This window comes from Spirochaetales bacterium, assembly GCA_016930085.1.
Classification (GTDB): domain Bacteria; phylum Spirochaetota; class Spirochaetia; order SZUA-6; family JAFGRV01; genus JAFGHO01.
Map to the genome: position 1 here is coordinate 19,576 of JAFGHO010000070.1, position 8,249 is coordinate 27,824.

The window sequence follows — 8,249 nt, forward strand, 5'->3', positions numbered from 1 at the left end:
GGCACAAGCTTATACCGATTTATCATATATAACAAGATCCCGGCATGCAAACGGAATATACTGCCGGATTATAAAAACATTTTTCACGATACCCATATGATATGTGACAAAAACGGCCAATTAGGCTATGATATCATTACTATGGCAAATCTAAGGGATATCATAAAAAAAATCAATATCGATTGCCCGATTCTTTTCAATGAACCAATGAAAAACCATACAAGCTTTCAAATCGGGGGGCCGGCGGAAGTGTTTATCCGGCCTAAAAACAGAAAGGAAATCATCGCCGTCGTCCGGTTTTGCAGAGAACACACCGTCCCTTGTTTCATACTCGGCGGGGGTGCCAATATTCTTGTTTCCGACAATGGTATCAAAGGCATAACCGTCGACTGCACGTCGCTATGTGGAATTGATGTGAACGGTTCTACCATTGTCGCCGAAGCCGGAGTAATGGCGAACGATCTGGCGACAACCGCTATGCGGCATAATCTCAGCGGAGCGGAGTTTCTCTCTTCAATGCCGGGAACCGTCGGCGGAGCACTCTGGATGAACGCCCGTTGCTATGACAGGGAAATAGCGGACATCTGCGTGTCCGCCGAAATCCTCACCCGAAACGAAGAACTGCAAATCGTACACCTAAAGAAATCCGATTTTGGCTATAAATCTTCCCCTTTTCAACATGCGGACGCTCTTATTCTGGCCGCTTCGTTTACCCTTTCACCTGGAGAAAAAACATCAATTCTGGAAAAAATGGCAAGACATGATGAGGACCGGCATAAAAAAGGCCATTTTTCCTTTCCGTCTGCAGGAAGCGTTTTCAAGAATAACAGAAACTTCGGTAAAACTACCGGTGAAATCATAGACTCACTCGAACTCAAAGGGTATAGTATTGGGGACGCGCAGATCTCCGAACACCATGCGAACATCATCGTCAACAGAGGCAATGCGACGGCGGAGGATGTTTGGCGCCTTATCGCATATATCAGAAAAAGCGTAAAGCGTGAATTGGGCTATCTGCTTGAAAACGAGATAATCTTTGTCGGAGAATTCGAGGAGGCCGACGAATGAAAGAAACAATGGATAATATCAGGGAGTTTATGCATCTTCTCGAAGACCATGAACTCAAAAAAAGCATCGATGAAATTCCCGTCTCGGCGCTTATCGAAATCTGGGACGATCTGAAAGAAAAAGAAGCCCTCAAGGTCTTTTCGTTACTCGACAAGGAACGAAAAGTCGATCTCATCAGTTCGCTGACACCATACAAACAGGAAATCCTTATTCAGACGCTTTCAGAAGAACATGCAAAAAGCATTCTCGAAGAAATGGAACCGGACGACCTCACCGACTTCATACAATCGATATCGCCCGAAGTCCGGAAAGCGGTATGGAAAAATCTGAGTGATGAAGCACGGGAAGAAACAAGACTGCTTCTGAAGTTCGACGAAGACGATGCGGCCGGTTTGATGACCCCCAAATATCTGGCGATCCGGTCCACCCTCACCGTAGCGCAAGCCCTTGCCTGGGTGAGAAGCCACGCAAAAGAAGTCGAAACGGTCTACAATATTTATGTTATCGATCAACTAAAGCGTCTGACCGGTGTCGTTTCACTGCGGGAACTTCTTGTCGCGAAGGACCAGGATACCGTCGGTACTATCATGCTCAAGGAAGTCATCTCCGTACGCGCTGAAACAGATCAGGAAGAAGTGGCCAGAATCCTCGAATCATACGATCTACTGGCGCTTCCGGTAGTCGACGGTCATAACCGGCTGATGGGAATCGTTACCTTCGACGACGTTATCGACGTTATACGTGAAGAACAGACGGAGGATATCTACAAGATGGGAGCCATGGACGGGAGTACGGAGCGGTACCTCGATTCTTCGATATGGGCTCTTGTGAAAAAACGAGTGCCATGGATCACGATCCTTCTTCTCGCAGCGACCCTCACATCCAATGTCCTCGATTATTTTACACACCTCATGGCAACAGCCGCCTTCCTCACCCTCTTCATCCCGACCATCACGGGAACCGGTGGTAATTCCGGAACCCAGTCATCGACACTCATGATACGCGGACTCGCAACGGGAGAGCTTCATCTTTACGATTTTCTCCGCGTTCTTGGCCGCGAATTTCTTGTCAGTATAATTATCGGGATGAGTATGTGCATCCTGATGATTATCCGGTCATTTGTTTTTCCGCCTACGGTCACGCTCATCGAGGCGATAGCCGTTGGAAGCGCCCTCTGTCTTGTCATCATTGTCGCGACCCTTGTCGGCGCCATCGCTCCCTTTCTTATAAAAAAACTCGGATTCGATCCGACGGTTATGGCCGGTCCCCTCATGGCGACCATTATCGATATTTCCGGGCTGACCATCTACTTCCTGATAACAAAAATCATCCTCGGGCTTTAAAACATTGCATTTACAAGGAATTTGTTGTACAATGATAGAAGGTATTATCGGCTTTTATGGTGAACTCTTCAACGGCAGCGGAAGGCGGTTGTTGCGACACCCCATGGCAGATAAGGGTCGTTCTTCCGGTACATCTCGTACGGGTGGACAAAATCCCGATCATTTTTGAAATAAGGAACCGGTTATGGATTTTAATGAATCGTTTATCGACCGTTTCAATGCGACAACACAGTCGGGAACCCGTATCGACGCGTCCTTTACACCGGGTACGCCCGGCCAGCTTTTTATCCATGTGGAAGGCGATATCGAGATATTCAACGCACATACATTCGGTGAAGCAATAATCGAGACAATAAGAAACAATACGGAATGCATCAATTCGATCATCTTCGACTTTCATCGCGTTCACTACCTGAGTTCCGCGGGGGTCGGCGCCATTATCCACATTCTCACCATTCCCGAAAGCAAAGAGCTTGAAATATTTTTTCTCAGCGTGAACGAAAAAATACAGTCCGTTTTCAGGGTTTTGGGGTTTGCCAATTTGATCCATATCCTCAAAGACGATTCCTTTAAGGCGAAATTTCCTATAGAAATCGAATGTCCGCATTGCGGTAAACCCGTTAGGCTCAAAAAAGAAGGAAACAACGTCTGCCCGCATTGCGACGCAAACTTCAACACCGAAAAGTAGAGTCGAATACAGCATTGTTGTATGGATTACCGCCTGTTTTTGGATCCGGATTACCCAGGGAAAAAATTTATGACGCGGACCTATATAAATGAAGAGTTTTTCAAGCTTTGCCGGTTTTTGAGAAAAATCATATTTAGTTTTTCATATGTAATTATCGGGCACTTCTAATCCGGACTTCTCACAATTACAAAAGTTCATATTGAAATGTTTGTTATCTGTTTATTATAGAGTAACTTACATATTTAAGCCGGGTTTTAGCGCTTTTCTCAAAAAGCAAACTGTTTTTTAACATTTAATATAATTGTCTATATTGAAACAAGTTAGTGATAATTAAAACTGTATGTGAGAAAACCGCACTAAAAACCTGCTTGTATTGACGATAAGATAAATCCGGCATTACATCCGTTACGGGTATTGCTTTTTTTTCAAACCAAGCTATAATGGAAACGGATTTCAATGAAACCCGTAATTTACAAGGTCCGGGTCAGCCTGTTTCGGCGGCGGCACGGGTCACGACCGGGATGGATACGAGGGACCGGGCTCTCTCCTTTACAGCCTGTTAAAAAACAGATTAACCGGCAATGGATAGATTTGTGCAAAAACCGCTTTGGAGTAGGTTATGATCCATTTTTCGGTAAATCGCTTGCCGTTATGAGGGCGAATGCAAGTAAAACTCAAAAAGTACGATCATCGAATGTCGGGATGTATCATGAATTTCGTTAAATCGGAAGAGTTTATAGATTTTTATAAGTATTTGATTAATTAAACCAGAAGGAGCATTTATATGTCAATGATTGTTGATTTTGAAAATGTATCCATAGTCGGCTTAGAGTCTTCACCTGTTTCGAAAGCACTAGCAGGTTTACGGGCCAATGAATCAAGATATTATAAGAACAAATACAACCATGATTTTGCTGTTACCCCTGCAAGCAAAAGCGGAGATACGATAGACTACGTAAATAAAATTCTTAAGGAAGAACGCGATATCAAGATTTTATCAAAACCTCTTGAAACATCAGCTTTTAAAGTTGAAAACATCGATATTGCTTATGTATTTTATGAGAATGGTCTTGTTATTAACGTTATGTATGCGATAAATGATCCAAAGAAACGTGCCGTCGGCTTTAAGCTTTCAGAAGATATGGAAGTACCGAAAGAGATAGAAGCAAAATTCAAGTTTGCAAAACAAAAGTCTAAACTTGCCGGAACCATTCGCGGATCATTTTTTGTTATTAAGGGAGAGTATTAGTTGTAGACACTACCAACAAGTTAGAATCATTTAATTATATATTTTGAATGCTTATAAGAAACAATCAAGAGGTAACAGCAAAATTTCCTGATCCTGACTACGACACTATTTTGTGTAGGGGGTAAATATCGGCTTATAAACCCTGTAGCCCTCCTCGCCCCTGATCGGGCGCTTCGCCCCGGCGCGCCGGCATAGACATCCGGCACCGGCTTGTTCGTACAACTGCCTTTGCACGTTTGTGCCGCCATTGAAGTGGAGTGATTGCAGTTTCTACTTTCCATTGTTGGGATTTCCCAATAGCCAATGTATGCTTGAGTTTGTAATGTCTCCTTGAGCACGCGGATGACGCCGGACGCCACCAAGACTGAAAGTCAGGCGAAATATCTTTGATAAATAGGATATGGAGAAACATTATGTCAAATAAAAAACAGTTCCCAATTTTAATTCGTTTCTTTATCAAGTTGTTTCAAATCATTCTTTATATTCCTATACAAATCATCTTTATTCCTTTTGCAATTATCGGACTAATAGATGGAATTTATAAAGAAATGGCTAAAAGCAAAAAAATGGGTGTCTCCTTCTCGGCAGGTCAAGCGCTTCAATACAGATGGATCATGCATTATTTTAATACCAGACCGGACCCACTTTCTGTTGCATTTACAAAAAAATTTCCGTGTGAATCACATTTTGGTTTATGGTCGATTATGGGGGCCCTTATTATTTCCCAGCGGATATTCGGCTTCACTACCAGGCTCGGTAAACTTGTTGAACCAGGTGAAGAGACTTTAGCTTCCACTGCGGGTATTCGGGTGCTCGCCTTTGACAAGATAATGAGAAAATATGTTGATGAAATTGAACAGATTGTCCTTCCAGGGGTTGGCTTTGATCTGATAGCTTTGCGCTTTACAGAAGGGAAAAAAGTAAAGGTTTTTGAACTCGACCAGGTTAATACATTAAACATCAAAGTTGAAACCTTGAATAAAGCAGGTATAAAGCATGATTGGATCACCTATATCCCCGTTGATTATTCAAACGAATCTTGGGTTGATAAACTATTGGGAGCTGGTTTTGACAAGACAAAAAAGACTTTGTTCCTTTGGGAAAGCGTTTCTTTATTTTTAGAAGCTGATATTGTCAGAGAAACACTTAGGAAAATGTCTGATTTATGTGCAGACGGAAGTATCATCGCTCAGGATTTTTATTCCAAGGCATTCAGTTCAGGTGCAAATTCACTTGCAGTAAAAAGTCAAAAAAATATGATAGAAAAAATGGGAGAACCTTGGAAATTTGGAATAGATATGTCAAAGGATTCCAAAGCAGCTGTCGAATCATTCCTGAAAGCATGTGGATTAAAAATGACAAATTATATTCAATTCGGTGAAAAACTGGACATGGAACCGTTCTATTGTATTGTTGAGGCTGAAAAACTGTAAGTCCTATGTGGAAGAGAACAAAAAAATGCGCCCATGTATCTTTTTGTTTGTTCCGAAACATCATGTTAAAGAGCCTAACAGCGGATACCGCAGCGCCTTCCGGGTCCGGCCTTAGGCACATTCGGTTTCACGAACGTATTATATCCGCGGACCGTTAAACGAGGTGCGCCTAAAATCCTGCATATCGTTAAAAATCAGATGTTATAATAACAAAACGATTAAAAAGATATAATTTGCGGGGTATCTTATATATAGGCAAACCGCAATAAGTTCCTTAATAGTCATTGCGCCAAAAATCTGTGGTTTCATAGACATGACAAATTAAAGGAGGTCAATTTTTGATTCAAAGAAAATTAGGTAACCAGGGTTTAGAAGTCTCCGTTATTGGGCTGGGTTGTATGGGAATGTCCGATTTTTATGGTAGCCCAAATGACCCGGAATCGACCAAGACCATTCATCGTGCGCTTGATTTAGGCTGCACGTTTTTGGATACAGCGGATATGTATGGTCCATTTACCAATGAAAAACTGGTCGGTAAAGCTATTAAAGATCGGCGAGATGAGGTCGTGCTGGCGACCAAGTTTGGCATTCAACGACGGGAGGATGGCGGGTTTATCGGGATAAACGGCCGTCCTGCGTATGTCAAAGCATCTTGCGATGCCTCGTTGCGGCGTTTGGGCGTCGAGGTGATAGACCTTTATTATCAGCATCGTGTTGACAGCGAGGTACCTATTGAGGAAACCGTAGGGGCGATGGCAGAATTGGTGCAGGCAGGCAAGGTCAAATATATTGGCCTCTCAGAAGCTGACCCTGCCGTTATTCGCAAAGCATATACCGTACATCCAATATCCGCCCTGCAAACTGAATACTCGCTCTGGACACGTTTCCCGGAAGATGTAATTCTTGCTACCACACGAGAACTGGGTATAGGCTTTGTTTCTTACAGCCCCCTTGGACGGGGTTTTTTAACAGGGCGTATCAAAAGCCTTAATGATTTGCAGGAAGGGGATTGGCGGCGTCAAAATGAGCGTTTTACCCAGAAAAATCTAGAGAAAAATCTCGCCCTGGTGAAAAAGGTCGAAGCGTTAGCCGCCCAAAAAGAGATAACGCCGGCACAGCTGTCATTGGCCTGGATTCTGGCGCAGGGTGACGACATTGTCGCTATTCCAGGCACACGCCGCATCAGTCACCTAGAGCAGAATCTTGGTTCTCTGGATGTAACTCTCACAGAGGAAGATATTGCTTATCTCAATGATTTAGGCGAAGCTGCCGGGGACCGGTATGGTGAAGTGTCATCGCCTATCACAGAGAATTTTTAATCAATTTATCACTGTACAACATTGGATTTCATTGTATAGGGATTTCCGTGTACTACACATGAAGGTACATAGTCTACTTGTTCCATTAAACTGCCGTTGCTCGATATAACTTAGAACAAATATAATGGATAACAATTAGATATTTTTTAATTATAAATATATCAGGACAAAAGGAATTAAAACTCGTTATTGATAAATTGGTATTTGATATGAGTATTCACTATGTATCCATGGTTTCGGCAGAGCAGTCGAAGAATGGATATTTAATATCTCTAATGTGTACAAATCCTGGAGTTGGTGAGTTTTTTCATGCCTCAATCACCGCATGATGTAGTAAAGAAATCATTTTAAAATCTGATATATAACAAATTTCAATTCCCGTTTGAATTTATTTTGCCAAAACAATAAAGTGATACTGTTATATCTATATTTTAAAAATTATTATCAGATCTTAAAATAGCTGTTTTATAACTTTGGGGCCAAAAAGATAAAATAATATCCATTAATAATGGAGAACTTTTAAGAATAAAAATTAAAAATTAAACTTATTACAAATTACCTTGTTGTAGGTATAATCCACATTGGGAAAAATGTGTTGAAGTTAATGGTAAATTATTTAAATTTATAAAAATCAATTTTACGTCGCCCAACAGATTGTAACTGTTTCACCGCTTTTCAGGTTGCCCGCTCCTTCGGGTATATTTTTGCTTGCCACGATCTTTGCATAGCCCAAAAATGTGACAAACCATAAACACGCGATCAAGACCGGCTTCTGGGCGTTATTGGAGTAAAAAGGTGAAAAAAAAATGCATTGTATGTTCAAAAAAATATTTACAAAACGAGATTATTTCCAGTCATGGGATCAGGCAGGAAATTAAAAAACTAATATTAAAAGAATATCCTATTAGAGAGAATTCATTCTTCATATGTAAAAATGATTATGAAAAATACAGGATCAGATATATTACTGAGTTAATTATAAAAGAACGAGGGCAACTTAAAAAACTCGAATCAGAAGTACTAAAAAATATTAGCGGCAGCGAAATTATATCTTCTAATATCAATGTCCAGGGTAATCATATTCCCCAGTCAGGGTAATCTGAATTCCCACCCCCTTCAGAACAAGAAAATCATGCACCAAAAAAAATA

7 protein-coding genes are annotated in these 8,249 nt (G+C 41.5%); all 7 read left to right on the forward strand.

The features are described from left to right. Positions 1-141: 141 nt before the first annotated feature. The 7 genes from murB to JW881_12995 all read left to right on the forward strand — a co-directional run bounded on the left by murB (position 142) and on the right by JW881_12995 (position 8,198). Positions 142-1,068, forward strand: a complete 927-nt coding sequence (gene murB / locus JW881_12965) for a UDP-N-acetylmuramate dehydrogenase (protein MBN1698418.1) — start codon at positions 142-144, stop codon at positions 1,066-1,068. Continuing rightward, positions 1,065-2,411 (forward strand): magnesium transporter, encoded by a 1,347-nt coding sequence (mgtE, locus tag JW881_12970; GenBank protein MBN1698419.1) that lies wholly within the window; start codon positions 1,065-1,067, stop codon positions 2,409-2,411. The genes murB and mgtE overlap by 4 nt, the downstream gene beginning before the upstream one ends. 184 nt (positions 2,412-2,595) lie before the next feature. Further along, positions 2,596-3,099 carry an STAS domain-containing protein gene (locus JW881_12975; GenBank protein MBN1698420.1) on the forward strand — a complete coding sequence of 168 codons (504 nt, stop codon included), beginning with the start codon at positions 2,596-2,598 and terminating at the stop codon, positions 3,097-3,099. A gap of 784 nt (positions 3,100-3,883) precedes the next feature. Beyond that, positions 3,884-4,348: a hypothetical protein gene (locus JW881_12980; protein ID MBN1698421.1), complete on the forward strand. Its 465-nt coding sequence runs from the start codon at positions 3,884-3,886 to the stop codon at positions 4,346-4,348. Positions 4,349-4,761: 413 nt separating this feature from the next. Then, positions 4,762-5,781 carry a class I SAM-dependent methyltransferase gene (locus JW881_12985; GenBank protein MBN1698422.1) on the forward strand — a complete coding sequence of 340 codons (1,020 nt, stop codon included), beginning with the start codon at positions 4,762-4,764 and terminating at the stop codon, positions 5,779-5,781. Between the two features lie 338 nt (positions 5,782-6,119). Beyond that, entirely contained in the window at positions 6,120-7,100 is a 981-nt protein-coding gene (locus tag JW881_12990; GenBank protein ID MBN1698423.1) for an aldo/keto reductase, read from the forward strand. Between the two features lie 795 nt (positions 7,101-7,895). Continuing rightward, the gene (locus JW881_12995) at positions 7,896-8,198 is read left to right on the forward strand and encodes a hypothetical protein (protein ID MBN1698424.1); all 303 of its coding nucleotides are present in this window, start codon (positions 7,896-7,898) and stop codon (positions 8,196-8,198) included. The last annotated feature ends 51 nt before the right edge of the window (positions 8,199-8,249 follow it).